The 15,696-nt window shown below is 75.4% G+C and carries 11 protein-coding genes; 10 read left to right on the top strand and 1 reads right to left on the bottom strand.

Going from position 1 to position 15,696, the window contains the following annotated elements; translation table 11 throughout:
- Positions 1–155 precede the first annotated feature (155 nt).
- From ATJ88_RS06510 to ATJ88_RS06550, 9 genes are all read left to right on the top strand, one after another.
- Positions 156–473, top strand: coding sequence for a DUF3467 domain-containing protein (locus tag ATJ88_RS06510; RefSeq protein ID WP_098463120.1), 318 nt, complete (start codon positions 156–158; stop codon positions 471–473).
- 112 nt (positions 474–585) lie between these two features.
- Entirely contained in the window at positions 586–2,238 is a 1,653-nt protein-coding gene (locus tag ATJ88_RS06515) for a GTPase (protein WP_098463121.1), read from the top strand.
- Positions 2,235–3,818 carry a P-loop NTPase family protein gene (locus ATJ88_RS06520; protein ID WP_098463122.1) on the top strand — a complete coding sequence of 528 codons (1,584 nt, stop codon included), beginning with the start codon at positions 2,235–2,237 and terminating at the stop codon, positions 3,816–3,818. The genes ATJ88_RS06515 and ATJ88_RS06520 overlap by 4 nt, the downstream gene beginning before the upstream one ends.
- A gap of 50 nt (positions 3,819–3,868) precedes the next feature.
- Positions 3,869–4,465, top strand: a complete 597-nt coding sequence (locus ATJ88_RS06525) for a single-stranded DNA-binding protein (RefSeq protein WP_098463123.1) — start codon at positions 3,869–3,871, stop codon at positions 4,463–4,465.
- A gap of 104 nt (positions 4,466–4,569) precedes the next feature.
- On the top strand, positions 4,570–6,252 hold the full coding sequence (gene ettA / locus ATJ88_RS06530) for an energy-dependent translational throttle protein EttA (protein ID WP_098463124.1): 1,683 nt from the start codon (positions 4,570–4,572) through the stop codon (positions 6,250–6,252).
- A 252-nt stretch (positions 6,253–6,504) separates the two neighbouring features.
- Entirely contained in the window at positions 6,505–7,494 is a 990-nt protein-coding gene (locus tag ATJ88_RS06535; protein ID WP_098463125.1) for a phosphotransferase family protein, read from the top strand.
- A 159-nt stretch (positions 7,495–7,653) separates the two neighbouring features.
- The gene (locus tag ATJ88_RS06540; protein WP_098463126.1) at positions 7,654–9,681 is read left to right on the top strand and encodes a dynamin family protein; all 2,028 of its coding nucleotides are present in this window, start codon (positions 7,654–7,656) and stop codon (positions 9,679–9,681) included.
- Entirely contained in the window at positions 9,678–11,354 is a 1,677-nt protein-coding gene (locus ATJ88_RS06545) for a GTPase (RefSeq protein WP_098463127.1), read from the top strand. Before ATJ88_RS06540 ends, ATJ88_RS06545 begins: the two co-directional genes overlap by 4 nt.
- A 31-nt stretch (positions 11,355–11,385) precedes the next feature.
- The gene (locus ATJ88_RS06550) at positions 11,386–11,883 is read left to right on the top strand and encodes an acyl-CoA thioesterase (protein ID WP_098463128.1); all 498 of its coding nucleotides are present in this window, start codon (positions 11,386–11,388) and stop codon (positions 11,881–11,883) included.
- Between the two features lie 63 nt (positions 11,884–11,946).
- Here the strand turns inward: ATJ88_RS06550 and ATJ88_RS06555 are convergent, their stop codons facing one another.
- Complete coding sequence (locus tag ATJ88_RS06555) at positions 11,947–14,355, bottom strand: glycoside hydrolase family 9 protein (protein ID WP_098463129.1); 2,409 nt, start codon at positions 14,353–14,355, stop codon at positions 11,947–11,949.
- Between the two features lie 227 nt (positions 14,356–14,582).
- Here ATJ88_RS06555 and ATJ88_RS06560 point away from each other — a divergent pair, with 227 nt between their 5' ends.
- The gene (locus tag ATJ88_RS06560) at positions 14,583–15,677 is read left to right on the top strand and encodes a hypothetical protein (protein WP_098463130.1); all 1,095 of its coding nucleotides are present in this window, start codon (positions 14,583–14,585) and stop codon (positions 15,675–15,677) included.
- The last annotated feature ends 19 nt before the right edge of the window (positions 15,678–15,696 follow it).

The raw sequence follows: 15,696 nt of genomic DNA on the forward strand, positions 1-15,696 counted from the left end.
GACCAGCGCCTGCGGTGCACCGGCCGACCGGCCGGGTCGTCGCACCGCACGTCCCGGGCGACCGGGGCCCGGGCGGAGGGGACGTTCCCGGTCCCCGCCGCGGCACCGGACGGCGGTACGGTCGAGGAGCACCTGCCGCCCGCGAGAGGACCGCCATGACCGGCGCCGAGATGAAGCTCCAGATCGACCTGCCCGTCGAGCACGAGACGGGGGTCCCCGCCGACTTCGCGTCCGTGTGGCACACCTCCACGTCGTTCGTCCTCGACTTCGTGGCGGCCAAGTCGCCCGCCAAGGCGGTCGTCGACGCGACGACGGGGGAGCAGACCGGCGGGCGCGTCATGCCGGCCCGGGTGGTGTCCCGGGTGCGCATCCCGCCGCAGCAGGTGTTCGAGCTCGCCCGGGCACTCACCCAGCAGCTCGACGCCTGGGAGCGGGAGAACGGTCGCCCCGCCCCGGGCGGCGAGGAGCTCTGAGCGGAGCGCCGACCCGTCCGGCGAGCCCGTCCGCCGCGCACCGGTCGACCTGGTGCGGGCGCTCGCGGCGCGCGCGTTTGGCACAGCAGCCCGCGCGCGCCAGGATGAGCGCGTGACTTCCACCCCTCGTGTCGGCCGCCTGCTCGGCGGGCGTGCGGACGCGGACGCGGCCGGAGAGATCGGCCTGACGGTCCACGACGTCGCGCGCGACCTCCGCCGCGACGTCGCCGACGTCCGGCTGCCCCTGCCCGTCGACGGTGCGGCGGAGGCCACGGCCTCGCGCGACCGGCTGCTCGCCCAGCTCGACGAGCACCTGCTGCCGCGGCTGCGGGAGCTCAGCTCGCCCGCCGTCGTCGTGGTCGCGGGCTCGACGGGCGCCGGGAAGTCGACGCTGTACAACTCCCTGCTCGGCGAGGAGGTGTCCGCCGCGGGCGTGCTGCGGCCCACCACGCGCGAGCCGGTGCTGGCGTTCAATCCCGCCGACGCCGACGTCGTCGCCGAGGGTCCCGTCACCGAGCTGTCCCGGGTGCTTCACCACGCGGGCGTGCCGCGCGGCACCGCGCTGCTCGACGCCCCCGACCTGGACTCGTTCGACCAGGAGAACCGCTCCACGGCGCACCAGCTCCTCGAGGGCGCCGACCTGTGGCTGTTCGTCACCACGGCGTCGCGGTACGGCGACGCCCTCCCGTGGCGGGCCCTGTCGCGCGCCACGGAGCGCGGCGCGTCGGTGGCCATGGTGCTCAACCGGGTGCCGAAGGAGAACCTGCCGACGATCCGCGGCGACCTCATGGAGCGGTTGCGCTCCCACGGCATGACCGACACCCCGCTGTTCGTCGTCCCCGACGTCGGCCCGCACGAAGGCCTGCTCGACGCGTCCGTCGTCGCGCCGGTGCGGCGCTGGCTCACCATGCTCGCCGGGCCCGAGCGCTCCCGCGCCGTCGTGGTGCGCACCCTCAAGGGCGCGCTGCACGCCCTGCCCGCCTGGGTCACGACCCTCGCCGACGCCGTCGAGCGGCAGTCCGAGGCCGTGGACGCGCTGCGCAAGGTCGTCGACGCCGAGGTCCCCGCCGCCCGCAAGCTCGCACGCGACGCCGTCCTGGCCGGGGTCGTCGCCGGGGCGTCGGTCGAGGCGCGCTGGCGCGAGCTGTCCGGCACCGTCGGCATCGACCGCGTCACCGTCAAGGGCGACCGCGTGCGCAGCACGCGCCGCAAGGGCCGCGCCCGGTCCGCCGCGCTCGACGTGCTGCGCGACGACGTCGAGGCCGCGGCCGCACGGACCCTCACCGCCGCCGGCACCCGCGTCGAGGACCGCCTGCGAGGCGTCCTGGCCGGACCCACCGGCCTGCCCGGCGGCGTCCACGTCGTCCCCGACCACGCCGACCGCACCGCGGCCCGCGAGACCGCCGTGCCGCGCACCGTGGCCGCGTGGCTGACCGGCGGCGACGAGCGGGTCGCCGCCGCCCTGGCCACGCCGTCCGAGCCGGTCGCCGCCGCCGCGAAGGCGTTCGGGGAGCGCGGCCTGGCCACCCTGCTGCTCGCCGCCGCCGCCGGCAGCGACGACGCCGTCCGGCTGCTCGGTCGTGTCGTGCCCGGCGGGCTCGCCGACGACGTCACCGCCCTGCGCGACGACCTCGCCGACCGCGCCGAGGCCACCGTCGACGACGAGGTCGCCGCGGTGCACGCCGCGCTCGACTCACCCGACCTGGCGGACGACGCCGCCACCGCGCTGCGCCTGCGGCTCGCCGAGCTGAGGAGGCTCACATGACGACCTCGCACGACGCCACCCTCCAGGCGCGCACCGACGCGCTGGCCTCCGCGCTGGAGCTCGCCGGCCCCCGGCTCGACGGCGCGACCGCGCGACGCGTCGGCGCCGCCGTCGAGGGGGTGCGCCAGCGGCTCGCCCTCGGCGTCGACCACACCGTCGTCGCGCTCGCCGGCGGCACCGGGTCGGGCAAGTCCAGCCTGTTCAACAAGGTGTCCCGCCTGACGTTCGCCGACGTCGGTGTGAAGCGGCCCACGACGGCCCGCGTCACCGCCTGCTCGTGGTCCGCGCAGGCCGACCCGCTGCTCGACTGGATCGGAGTCGACCGCGAGCGCCGCATCGCGCACAGCGAGGACCTCGAGGGCGACGGCGCGGGCGCGCTGTCCGGTCTGGTGCTGCTCGACCTGCCCGACCACGACTCCGTCGAGCCCGCGCACCGCGAGGTCGTCGACCGGGTGCTGCCGCTCGTCGACCTGCTGGTCTGGGTCGTGGACCCCCAGAAGTACGCCGACGACGCCCTGCACTCGGGCTACCTGCGCGCTCAGGTCGGCTCGGAGTCGTCCATGGTGGTGCTGCTCAACCAGGTGGACACCGTGCCGGAGACGCAGCGCGAGAACCTCGTCGAGGACCTCGACCGCCTGCTCGCCGACGACGGCCTCGAGGGCGTGCACGTCCAGCCGGTGTCCGCGCGCACGGGTGAGGGGGTGTCCCGCGTGCGGGAGATCCTCGAGGAGGCGTGCGAGCGTCGGTCGGTGGCCGCCGGGCGGGCCGCGGCCGAGCTCGACGCCGCCGCGCTGGCGCTGCTCGCCCAGGTGCCCGCCGACACCCCGTGGCAGCTCGACGCGGCGGTGGACCGCGAGCTGGAGCCCGTCGTCGTGGCCACGGGACTCGACCAGGTCGCCAACCAGGTCGGCGCCGCGGTGCGCAACGGGTACGGCGCGCCCGAACTCCCCGCGCCCGACCGGGACGCGATCGCGCTGTCCCGGGCCCGCTGGCTCACCCGCGCCGGGGCGCCGCTGCGTCCCGGCTGGCAGCGGTCGCTGGCCGAGTCCGTGGCCGGGGCGGACGCCCTGCGCGCCGACGTCACGGCCGCGCTGCGCGACGTCGACCTCGACGTGCGGGGGCCCGCGTCGTCGCGCGCGCTGCGACGCGCGTCGTGGGTGTGCCTCGGCCTCGGCGTGGTGCTGGCCGTGGTCGGGATCCTCGCCCTGACAGGCGTGCTCGCGCTGGACGACCCGTGGGGGATCGTCGTGGCCGCCGGTGGCGGCCTGCTGCTCGTGGCCGCCGGTGCGCTGGCCGTCACGCGGTCGTCGCTGCGCAAGCGGCTCGCGGCACGGCGGGCGGCGCAGGTCCGCGAGCAGGGTCGCGCGGCCGTGCGCGGCGTGCTCGTCGCCCGGCTCGGCGAGCCGACGCAGCGGGTCCTGGCCGAGCAGCGGCAGGTGCGCGAGCTCGCGCTGTCCGCCCGGGAGGAGCAGTCGGCGCGCCCGCTCACCGGGGCGCTGCGGCTACCCACGGGCGCCGAGCTCCCCGCGTCGTCCACAGGGTCCGCGGCCGGGCAGGACACGGCCGGCGCCACGGTCTGACCCTGGTCCTGCGACCGGCAGCGGGCCGGTCCAGGAGCCAGGAGGACCAGATGAGCGAGGCCAGCGTGACGGTGACCGGGTACGTCGGGACGACGCCCGAGCTGCACCTGTCGGCCAACCAGGTGCCGTGGACCAGCTTCCGGGTGGCGAGCACCCGCCGCGTCCGCGACGGACGGACCGGCGAGTGGCGCGACGGTGCGACGACGTGGTTCACCGTGAAGGCGTTCCGCGGCGCGGCGCGCACCGTGTCGGAGTCGCTCGTCCAGGGCCAGCCCGTGGTGGTCGTCGGGCGCCTCTCGGCGGAGGACTGGGTGGACCGGGACGGGCGCGAGCGGTCGAGCCTCGTCGTCGAGGCGGACGCCGTCGGACCGGACGCGACGCGCGGGCTGACGCGTTTCGCCCGCGTGAAGCTGGACGCACCGGTGCCCGACGCGGCCGCGCCGGGCGACGTCGCGGTCGAGGCCGGTGCGACCGCGGACGACCCGTGGGCCGCGCAGGGCCCCACCGGCGCGGACGCCGCCGACCCGTGGGGCGACGGCCCGGACCGCACCGGGCACGCACCGGCCGGCGCCGCCGAGGAGCACGGCGAGGAGCCCGCGGACGGTCACCGTGACGCGGCGCGGGCGGGCGAGCTGGTCGACGCCTGAGGGGCCCGGTCGCGTAGGCTGGGGGACCGGGCGCCCGCCGGGACCCTGGCCAGGCCGCCCCGCAATCCTCACTCGTAGCGCGATCGAACGGTGGAACAGAGCCAGTGGCTGAGTTCATCTACTCCATGTACAAGGCGCGCAAGGCGCACGGCGACAAGGTCATCCTCGACGACGTCTCGCTGAACTTCCTGCCCGGCGCGAAGATCGGCGTCGTCGGCCCCAACGGCGCCGGCAAGTCGACGATCCTCAAGATCATGGCCGGCATCGACCAGCCCTCGAACGGCGAGGCGCGGCTGTCCCCGGGCTACTCGGTGGGCATCCTCCTGCAGGAGCCGCCCCTCAACGAGGAGAAGACGGTCCTCGGCAACGTCGAGGAGGCGGTCGGGCCGATCAAGGCGAAGATCGACCGCTTCAACGAGATCTCGGCCCTCATGGCCGAGCCCGACGCCGACTTCGACTCGCTGATGGCCGAGATGGGCGAGCTCCAGGAGGCCATCGACGCGGCCGACGCGTGGGACCTCGACTCCCAGCTCGAGCAGGCGATGGACGCGCTGCGCTGCCCGCCGCCGGACGCCGACGTGTCCGTGCTGTCCGGTGGTGAGCGCCGCCGCGTCGCGCTGTGCAAGCTGCTCCTGGAGAAGCCGGACCTGCTGCTGCTCGACGAGCCCACCAACCACCTCGACGCCGAGTCGGTGCTGTGGCTCGAGCAGCACCTCGCGACGTACCCGGGCGCCATCCTCGCCGTCACCCACGACCGCTACTTCCTCGACCACGTGGCCGAGTGGATCTGCGAGGTCGACCGCGGCCGCCTCTACCCGTACGAGGGCAACTACTCCACCTACCTGGAGAAGAAGCAGGAGCGCCTCGAGATCCAGGGCAAGAAGGACCAGAAGCTCGCCAAGCGCCTCAAGGACGAGCTCGAGTGGGTGCGCTCGAACGCCAAGGGCCGCCAGACCAAGTCGAAGGCGCGTCTGGCCCGCTACGAGGAGATGGCGGCCGAGGCGGAGCGGACCCGCAAGCTCGACTTCGAGGAGATCCAGATCCCCGCGGGCCCGCGCCTGGGCAACGTGGTCCTGGAGGCCTCGAAGCTGCAGAAGGGCTTCGACGACCGCCAGCTCATCGACGGCCTCAGCTTCACGCTGCCGCGCAACGGCATCGTCGGCGTCATCGGCCCCAACGGTGTCGGCAAGACCACCCTATTCAAGACGATCGTGGGCCTGGAGCCGCTCGACGGCGGCGACCTCAAGGTCGGCGAGACCGTCAAGATCTCCTACGTCGACCAGTCCCGCGGCGGCATCGACCCGAAGAAGACGCTGTTCGAGGTCGTCTCGGACGGCCTGGACTTCATCAAGGTCGGCAACGTCGAGATCCCGTCGCGCGCGTACGTCGCGTCGTTCGGCTTCAAGGGCCCGGACCAGCAGAAGCCCGCGGGCGTGCTGTCCGGCGGTGAGCGCAACCGCCTCAACCTGGCGCTCACCCTCAAGCAGGGCGGCAACCTGCTGCTCCTCGACGAGCCCACCAACGACCTCGACGTCGAGACCCTCGGCTCGCTGGAGAACGCCCTGCTGGAGTTCCCCGGCTGCGCCGTCGTGGTCTCCCACGACCGGTGGTTCCTCGACCGGGTCGCGACCCACATCCTCGCCTACGAGGGCACCGAGGAGGACCCCGCGAACTGGTACTGGTTCGAGGGCAACTTCGCGTCCTACGAGGAGAACAAGGTCGAGCGTCTCGGCGCCGACGCGGCGCGCCCGCACCGCGTCACCTACCGCCGCCTCACCCGCGACTGACCCGCCGCCGGCCCGGCACCCGGGCCCTGTCGGCCACGACGCCCCCACGACCCGCCGGTCGTGGGGGCGTCGTGCGTCCCCGCCCGGTCAGCAGCACCGACCCTCCGGAGGGTCCGGCCCCTACCGCGAGTCAGCGCAGATCCCCGCGAGTCAGCGCGGACTGCCGCGAGTCAGCGCAGATCCCCGCGAGTCAGCGCGGCAGCTACCGCAAAGGGGTTGCCACACCGCGGGTCGCGGCGTCAGGGTCGTGCCGTGCGCCGACGTCCCACCTGGTCCGAGCTTCCGCCCGCCGTCCGCGCCGCCGTCGAGGAACGCCTCGGCGCGACGGTGCGCTCCGCGAGCAGCCACGACGGCGGGTATTCGCCCGGGCTCGCGTCCACCCTGACGACGACGGGCGGCCCGGTGTTCGTCAAGGCCGTGCCCGTCTCGGAGGAGTTCTCGGCACGGGTGTACCGCCAGGAGGTCGAGCGGTCGCGGCTGCTGCCCGACGGCGTGCCCGCGCCCCGGGCGCGCTGGGTGCTCGACGTCCCCGCCGACGACGTCCCCGCCGACGACGTCCCCGCCGACGACGGGCGTGCGAGCGGTTCCGACGGGGCGTGGGTCGTCGTCGCGTTCGACGCCGTGGCCGGGCGGGCACCGGCGACACCGCTGGTCGGCCCCGAGCTGGACGCGGTCGCCGGCCTGGCGCGCCGGATCGGTGGGGTCGAGGTCGCGCCCGGGGTGCTGCCCGAGCTGGCCGACGAGCTCCCGCACACCTGCACGGCCGCCCTCTCGGACGCCCGTCCGCAGGGGCTGGACACCTATGACCCCTGGTTCGTCGAGCACCTCGACGACCTCGCTGCCCGTGAGGAACATGCGGCGGACGCCGCACGCGGCCGCGCCCTCGTGCACGGTGACCTGCGGGCCGACAACGCGCTGCTCGTCGGGCCGGAGCACTACCTGCACGCTGTCGCCGTCGACTGGCCCTATGTCAGCCGGGGCGCGGCGTTCTTCGACCTGGTCGCGATGCTGCCTGCCGTCCAGGCCGAGGGTGGGCCCACCCCGGAGGACGTGCTGGCGCGGCACCCGCTGCCCGCGGGCACGGACGACGACGCGGTGACGGCCGTGCTGGTGGCGCTCACCGGCTACTTCGTCGCGATGTCGCTGGAGCCGGACCCGCCGGGGATCCCGCACGTGCGCGCCTTCCAGCGGGCCCAGGGTGAGGCGGGCCTCGCGTGGCTGCGTCGGCGCCTCGGCACGTGACGGCACGCCGTCGGCCCGGTGCTGGGGGTAGGAGAGGTGCGGTCCGATGACCGATCGGACCGCACCACTCCCCGCCACGGCGCGGCGCGGCGCCGGGGCGGCGACACACGACCCGGGCGGGTACCCGCACCGAACGTCCGATGTGTGCAGACTGGGCACATGACCGAGACCGGACCGCAGGACGACCCCGTCGGCCCGACCGCGGACCCCGGCGCGTCGGTGTCCGCGAACTCGGCGTTGACCCCCGACGTCGGGACGGCCGCGCTGCTCGATGCCCTCGACACGCTGCGCGCCCGCTGCGGCGCGCTGCGGCTGCCCCTCGACGTCCCGGGCGTGCACGCCGCGCGTACCGACCTGGCCCGCGCCACCGACCAGCTGGACGACTACCTGCTGCCGCGGCTGCGGGCCGAGCGGGCGCCGCTGCTCGTCGTGGTGGGCGGGTCCACGGGCGCCGGGAAGTCGACCCTCGTCAACTCGCTGCTCGGCGAGCAGGTGACCACGCCCGGGGTGCTGCGACCCACGACGCGCTCACCCGTGCTGGTGCACCATCCGCTCGACGCGCGCTGGTTCTCTGGCGACCGCGTCCTGCCCGGCCTCGCCCGGGTCGAGTCGCACACCGAGGCGCCGGCCGCCGGGTCCGCCCGCGCGCTGCGGCTCGTGGCGAGCGGCAGCCTGCCGCAGGGCCTCGCCCTGCTGGACGCCCCGGACGTCGACTCCGTGGAGGAGGCGAACCGCGACCTCGCCGCGCAGCTCCTCGGCGCGGCGGACCTGTGGCTGTTCGTCACCACCGCGGCCCGCTACGCCGACGCCGTCCCGTGGGACCTGCTCACGACCGCTGCGGGGCGCCGCGCCCAGGTGGCGCTCGTCCTGGACCGGGTCGACCCGGGGGTCGAGGAGGTCGCCGTCGACCTGCGCCGGCTGATGACCGAGCACGGCCTGCGCGACGCGGCGCTGTTCGTCGTGCCCGAGACCGCGGGGGAGGGCATGGTCGACGGCCTGCTGCCCGAGTCCGCCGTCGGGGAGCTCGCGACGTGGCTGTCCGGGCTGGGTGGCGACCCGGAGTCGCGGGCGCGTGTCATCGCGGCGACCCGCGACGGCGTGATCGACGACCTGGTCCGCCGGGCCGGCGCGCTCGCGGACGCCGCCGACGCGCAGCGGGCCGCGGACGTCCGCCTGCGCGACGCGGTCGAGCGGCATCACGCGGAGGCGTTGCGCCAGGTGGAGGCCGCGACGTCGGACGGCGCGCTGCTGCGCGGCGAGGTGCTGGCCCGCTGGCAGGACTTCGTCGGGACGGGTGAGTTCTTCCGCGCGCTGGAGGCCGGTGTCGGCAAGGTGCGCGACGCCGTCGGGCGGTTCTTCCGGGGCAAGCCGAAGGAGGCGCCGCAGGTCGAGCAGGCCATCGCGCACGGCCTGGAGTCCGTGGTGCTCGACGCCGCCGAGCAGGCCGCCGAGCGCACGTACGCCGACTGGCGCGGCGACCCCGCCGGGGCGTCGCTGCTCGACGGCCTGGAGCTGTCCCGCACCGCCCCGAACCTGCGGCCCGAGGTCGCCGGGGCGATCCGCGCCTGGCAGGGCGACGTCCTCGCCCTGGTGCGCGAGCAGGGGGAGTCCCGGCGCGGCACCGCGCGGGCCCTGTCGTTCGGGCTGAACGCGCTCGGTGTCAGCCTCATGATCGTCGTGTTCGCCTCGACCGCGGGCCTCACCGGGCTGGAGGTGGGGATCGCCGGCGGCACCGCCGTCGCCGCGCAGAAGCTGCTGGAGGCCGTGTTCGGCGACGACGCCGTGCGGCGCCTCGCCGCGGAGGCCAAGGAGCGTCTCACCGCCCGCGTCGACGCCGTGCTCCACGGGCAGGCGGCGCGGTACACCGCCCAGCTCGACGCCCTCGGCACCGACGACGTGCGTGGCGAGCGCCTGCGGGACGCCGCGGCGACGGTCGCGGCCGCCGCCCGCGACGAGCGGGCCGCTCGCCCTCGTACCGACGACGGGCTCACCCGGCCGTGGAGCGGCGGCCTGCTGCGCGGCGCCGGGACGTTCCGGCCGCCGACCAGCCCCGGCGGCGTGCCACGCGTCCCCGGTTCGACCGCGGGCACGGGCGCCGCAGCCGGTACCTCGACCGGCACGACCGACGACGACCGCCCCCGACGGGCACCGTTCTGGCGGCGTCGGCGCCGCGGGGAGGACGCATGAAGCCGGACCTGGCCACGCGCACGACCGCCCTCGAGCAGGCCGTCACCGCGGGGGAGGGCCGCCTCGACCCCGACCTCGTCACCACGGCGCGCGCCGTCGTGGAACGCGCGCGGCAGCGGGGCGGCCTGAGCGCCGAGCACACGGTGGCCGCGCTCGCCGGGGCCACCGGTTCCGGCAAGTCGAGCGTGCTCAACGCCGTCGCGGGTACCGACCTCGCCGAGCCGGGCGTCCGGCGCCCGACGACGTCGCACGCGCTGGCGGCCGTGTGGGGCGAGGGCGCCGACGACCTCCTCGACTGGCTGGACGTGCCGCGCCGGCACGAGATGGAGCCCACCGCGACGGAACCGGCCGCCGCCGGGCTGCTGCGCCGCACCCGCACACCCGCCGGCATCACCACCGGCCTGGTGCTGCTCGACCTGCCCGACCACGACTCCGTCGTCGTGGAGCACCGGGTGCGCGCGGAACGGCTGGTGGAGCGTGCCGACCTCCTGGTGTGGGTCGTGGACCCGCAGAAGTACGCGGACGCCGCGCTGCACGAGCGGTACCTGCGGCCCTTGGCGGGGCGCAGCGACGTCGTGGTGGTCGCCCTCAACCAGGCCGACCGGCTCACCCCGGCCGAGAAGGACGCCGTGCTGGCGGACCTGAAGCGGCTCGTCACGGCGGACGGTCTGCCCGGCGCGACCTTGGTCGCCGTCTCGGCCCGCACGGGCGAGGGCACGGACCGGCTGCGCGGCCTGCTGGCCGACGCGGCGCGGCGGCGTGAGGCCGCCACGGCCCGGCTCGCCGCGGACACCCGCGCCGTCGCGCGCGACGTCGTCGCCGCGTGCGGGGACGCGCCCCCGGCCCGGGCCGCCGACCGCGCCCAGGGCGCCCTCGTGGACGCCCTGGAGGACGCCGCGGGTGTCACCACCGTCGTGGGCGCGGTCCGCTCGTCCGCCGCCCGTGACGCGCACCTCGCCACGGGCTGGCCGGTCACCCGCTGGCTCGCCCGGTTCCGCAAGGACCCGCTGCGTCGCCTCGGGCTGCGCCGTGACGAGGTGCGGGTGCCGGTGGACCGCCCCGACCTCCAGCACACGTCCCTGCCGCAGTCCCGTCCCAGCGTGCGTGCCGCCACCGCGACGGCCGTGCGGACCTACGTCGACGAGGTGACCGCCGGCGCGCCGGACGCGTGGGTGCTGGCCGCCCGGGACCGGGCCACGGACGCCACGGAGCGGCTACCCGACGCCCTGGACCAGGCCGTCGCGTCGACCCGCCTGGAGGAGGAGCGCCGCCCGTTCTGGTGGCGGGTCGTCGGCGTCCTGCAGTGGCTGCTGCTCGCGACCGCCGTCGTGGGCCTGGCGTGGCTGGGCGTCGACGCGCTCCTGGCGTACTTCCAGCTTCCGCCGCTGATCGTGCCCGACCTGACCGTCGACCTCACGCGCTGGGGCGGGGGGACCCTGGACCTCCCGTGGCCGACGGTCCTCGCCGTCGGCGGCGTCGTCGCCGGACTGCTCCTCGCGCTGCTCGGCCGCCTGCTCGGGGCGGTCGGGGCCCGGCGTCGCGCCGCTCGGGTGCGTCGCCGCCTGCGCGAGTCCGTCGTCGGGGTCGCCGTCGAGCAGGTCCGCACCCCCGTCGCCGAGGAGCTCGACGCGCTCACCACCTGCCGGACGGCCGCCCGGACGGCCGCGGCCTGAGCCGAGCGCCACGGCGTGCGACGATGCGGGCATGAGTCGCCTGCACGTGCCCGTCTCCTTGCGCTGGTCGGACCTCGACGCCTACCAGCACGTCAACAACGTCGAGATGTTCCGGCTCCTGGAGGACGCCCGCATCACGGCGTTCTGGCGGCACCCGGAGGCGGAGGACCCGTGGCCGACGGCGATCCTCGACACCGGCCCGCACGCGACGAGCCACACGCTGGTCGCCGGCCAGCAGATCGAGTACCTGCGTCCGCTGGGGTTCTCCCGGGACCCGGTGCGGGTCGAGATGTGGATCGGGTCGCTCGGCGGGGCGTCCCTGGAGGTCTGCTACGAGGTGCACGACGGCGCTCCGGCGGGGTCGCCGCGGGTGGGTCCGGCGTCCGGTGCGACGCCGTACACGCGCGCCGTGACGACCATCGTCCTCATCGACGCCGCGACCGGGCGGCCCCGCCGGCTGAGCGACGACGAGCGTGCCGTGTTCACGGAGTTCGTGGGGGAGCCGATCGAGTTCCGTCGCCGCCGCTGACCCGGCCGGACGGCAGCGTGGCCCGGCACCTCCGCGGGGGTGCCGGGCCACTGCGGTGCCGGGTCAGGGCAGCGTGCAGGCGGTCCCGTTCAGGCGCACCGCGCCGACGGGCTGCGGCGCCCCGGAGGCGATGTACCCGACGGTGGCCGTGCCGCCCACGGCGAGGTCGCGTGCCCAGGCGGGTGCCTCGAACCGGGCGGTGTCCCCGGCCTGCGACCAGGTGCCGCCGCCCCACGCCTGGGTCAGGGTCTCGCCGCCGGTGAGGACGACCTCCAGGGTCCAGCCGGTCACCGGCGCCGACCCGCCGTTGGTCACGGTGACCCCGCCCTGGAACCCGCCCGGCCACTGCCCGGCGACGCTCGCCCGCGCGGTGCACGCCGCCCCGGCCGGCGGCGTCGGGGAGGCCGTCGGGCTCGGTGACGGGCCGGGGCTCGTGGACGGGGTGGGGGTCGGGCTCGGCGAGGGCGTCGGGTCCGGCGACGTGCTCGGGTCCGGGCTCGGCGTCGGCGTGGGGGTCGGCGCGGGGCCGTCGTCGGGCTCGGTACCCCAGAGCAGCTCGTCGCCCTCGTACAGGGTGATCCCGGTGTTCTTCGTCAGCGCCTCCCCGGTGGAGATGCCCGCGTACGACCAGTCGTCCGACGGGTCCCACACGTCCGCGGTGACGCGGAACTGGATCTCGCGGCGGTGCTGCGACTGCCCGCCGGGGTAGACGACCGAGTCGCCGCAGTCGACCTCGACGTGGTACCGGTCACCGCCGTCGTGCCCGACGGTGGTGGTGGCCCCGGGGCACTCGGAGTAGTTCGTCCGCGCGGTGAGGGTCGCCGGGTCGGCGCCCTCGTCGAGGGTGAACCAGTACCGGATCCGGACGTCGTCGAGCACACGCGCCGGGAACGCGGAGCGGTTGCGCAGGATCGCCTTGACCTCCGTGAACCGGGTGCTCGGCTGGTTGAGCCTTGACTCGACGAAGAACTCGTCCTGGTCGGGCGTCTCGACCGGGGGGAAGGCGGCCGGCGGGGAGCCGCCGTGCTCCGCGGTGAGGTGCGCCAGCGCGGACGTGAACCCGGCGTTGTAGTCGGTGGCGACCTCGTTGGACACGTAGTCGGTGCGGGAGTCGGTGTAGGTGTCGTCGGCCGCGCCGGGTCCGCCGACGAGCGCGCCGTACAGGACGTGCCGGGTGGCGGCGGGCTCGGCCAGGGAGTCGAGCCACGACCCGTGCGCGGTGCGGTGGTGCGGGTTGCGCGGCGGGTTGGCGCCGTACCCCACGACGTACGACGCGCCGCGCGGGTTGTCGCCGAGCGCGTAGTCGATCTGCCGCTCGCCGAAGTCGTGGTACCGCTGCGCGCGGACGGTGTCCCCGCGATCGGCCAGCCAGTCGCCGTAGGTCAGTGCGACGAACGCCGTGTTCGCGGCGTACCGCAGCGACCCCCACGTGTCGAGGAACGCCTGGCCGCCGGGGGAGTACCGCACCCGGTCGCCCTGGTAGCCGTCGGTCCAGTAGTCGAGCCAGCGGTTCGCGTCGTCGACGTAGGTCTGCTTGCCCGTGGCCTGGGCGAGCAGCGCGTAGGTGCCGTACGACTTGTCGTCCCACGCGACCGTCCAGCGGTACGAGCGGGTGGTCGACTGGTTCTCCGTCGACAGCTTCGGGTACTCCGCCTCGGCCTTGGCGAGGTAGGCGGCGTCGCCCGTGGCCTCGTACAGCCAGTAGGCGCCCCACACGAGCTCGTCCTGGTAGCCCGACCAGGAGTTGTAGAAGCTGCCCGCCGGGACGCAGTCGGAGTACTTCCCGCGGTAGGTGTCGGCGAACGTGTAGAGCTGCTCCGCGTGCCGCACGAGCTCGGCGGCGTACGCGGGGTCGGAGTCCGCGAACACGATCGACGACGACGCCATCGCCGCCGCGGTCTCGGCCGCCACGTCGCTGCCCGGGCAGGACGCGTCCACCTTGTACGCCGGGCGGGCCATCTGCATCGCCTCGGCCGGGCCCCACCACTGGTGGTCGGCCGCGCCGTCGCCCACCTGCGCGTACAGCACGTCCGGCTCCGGGTGCGCCTTGATGAAGTAGTCGTTGACCCAGCGCAGCGAGTCGAGCAGCTCGTCCTGCTGGCCCGACGACGTGTAGCCGTCCGGGCTGGCGATCGCGCCCCAGGCGAGCATCGTCGTCGTGAACGCCATCGGCAGCCCGAACTTCACGTGGTCGCCGGCGTCGTACCAGCCGCCCGTGAGGTCCAGCCCGACGTCGGCACCGTCGTCGAGCCCGGAGTCCCCGCGCCACGTCACGCGGAAGTCGTCCGGCAGGTCCCCGGAGCGCTGCGCGTCGTAGAAGAACAGCGACTTCTGGAGGGCCTCCGCGTAGTTCGGGTCGGCGGCCGCCGTCGCGGCCGGGGCGACGGCGGAGGTCCCCGCCGCCAGGAGGGCGCAGGTGGTGGCCAGGGCGGCGGCCCGCCGGGCCGGGCCTGCCAGGGGTCGTCGGTGCATCGCTGCCTCTCGGGTCCGGCGGCGTCCTCATCGACGCACGTCGACCCTCATGGTCGGAACCTTGGCGCCACCCGGCAAGGAGGGCGGCCCGGCTGAAACGGTTAGGCGTGCCGGCTCCACGTCCCGATCGGATGGGCGTCCCTCCGGTCGGCGCGTGAGAGCATGTGCGCGCCCCGTCGTGCTGCCTGCCTGGTCGGCACACCGTTGACGGCCCGAGCGAGGAGGCGGTGACGAGCACCGACGCGCATCACGCACGCAGGGTGGCCGCCTACCGCTCGGCGTCCGCGGCGCTGGGAGGCATGGGCGAGGACGCACTCCGGTCGCTCCTCGACGGCGCCGTCCCGGTGGGCGCAGGGATCGGTGGGCAGACGCTCCGTGTGCAGGTCGATGGCGTGCCGGTCTTCGTCAAACGGCTGCGGCTCACCGATCTCGAGCGGCGGCCCGAGCACCGTCGGTCGTCCGCCAACCTCTTCGGCCTGCCGCTCTTCAGCCATCTCGGTCTCGGCACCATCGGCGGCCCGGGCTTCGGCGCGTGGCGGGAGCTGTCCGTCCACCTCATGACGACGGAGTGGGTGCTCACGGGGGAGCACGACGGTTTCCCGCTGACCTACCACTGGCGGGTGCTCCCGGACGATGGCCTGCCGCTCCCTGTGGAGCTGGCGGACGTCGATCGCGCGGTCGACTACTGGGGCGGCGACACCGCGATCCGCCGTCGCATCGAGGCGGTCCGGGACGCCACCGCGAGCGTCGTCCTGTTCCTGGAGCACCTACCGCAGACCCTGCACGACTGGTTGGGGGCCCAGGTCCGGGCCGGCGACGAGGCCGTCGAACGGGCGTGCGCGATGGTGGACTCCGGGCTGCGGGACGTCGTCGCGTTCATGAACGGCCGCGGCCTGCTGCACCTCGACTGTCACTTCTGGAACGTCCTGACCGACGGCCGACGCCTCTACGTCGCCGACTACGGGCTGGCGGTCTCCGACCGGTTCGCGCTCGACCCGGCCGAGGCGGAGTTCGTGTCCTCGCACGGCGGCTACGACCGCTGCTACACCGCCTGGACCCTGGTGAACTGGCTCGTCGTCGCCCTGCTCGGGTGCGGGGCGGACGAACGTCGAGAGCTCGTGCGGTCCTGGGCTGCCGGGGTGACGCCCGAGGGTGTACCCGCGGCAGTGGCTGCACTGGTCGCGCGTGACGCCCCGCTCGCCGCGGCCATGGGGGACTTCTGCCTGCGGTTCCGATTCGACGGCCGACGGGAGCCCTTCCCGAGCGAGGAGCTTCGTCGGCTCGACGCGGCTCGCCGCCTTCCCGCCCGGGCCGGCGATTGACGGCTCGTCCGCTCGGGTC

The organism is Isoptericola jiangsuensis, from assembly GCF_002563715.1.
Classification (GTDB): domain Bacteria; phylum Actinomycetota; class Actinomycetes; order Actinomycetales; family Cellulomonadaceae; genus Isoptericola; species Isoptericola jiangsuensis.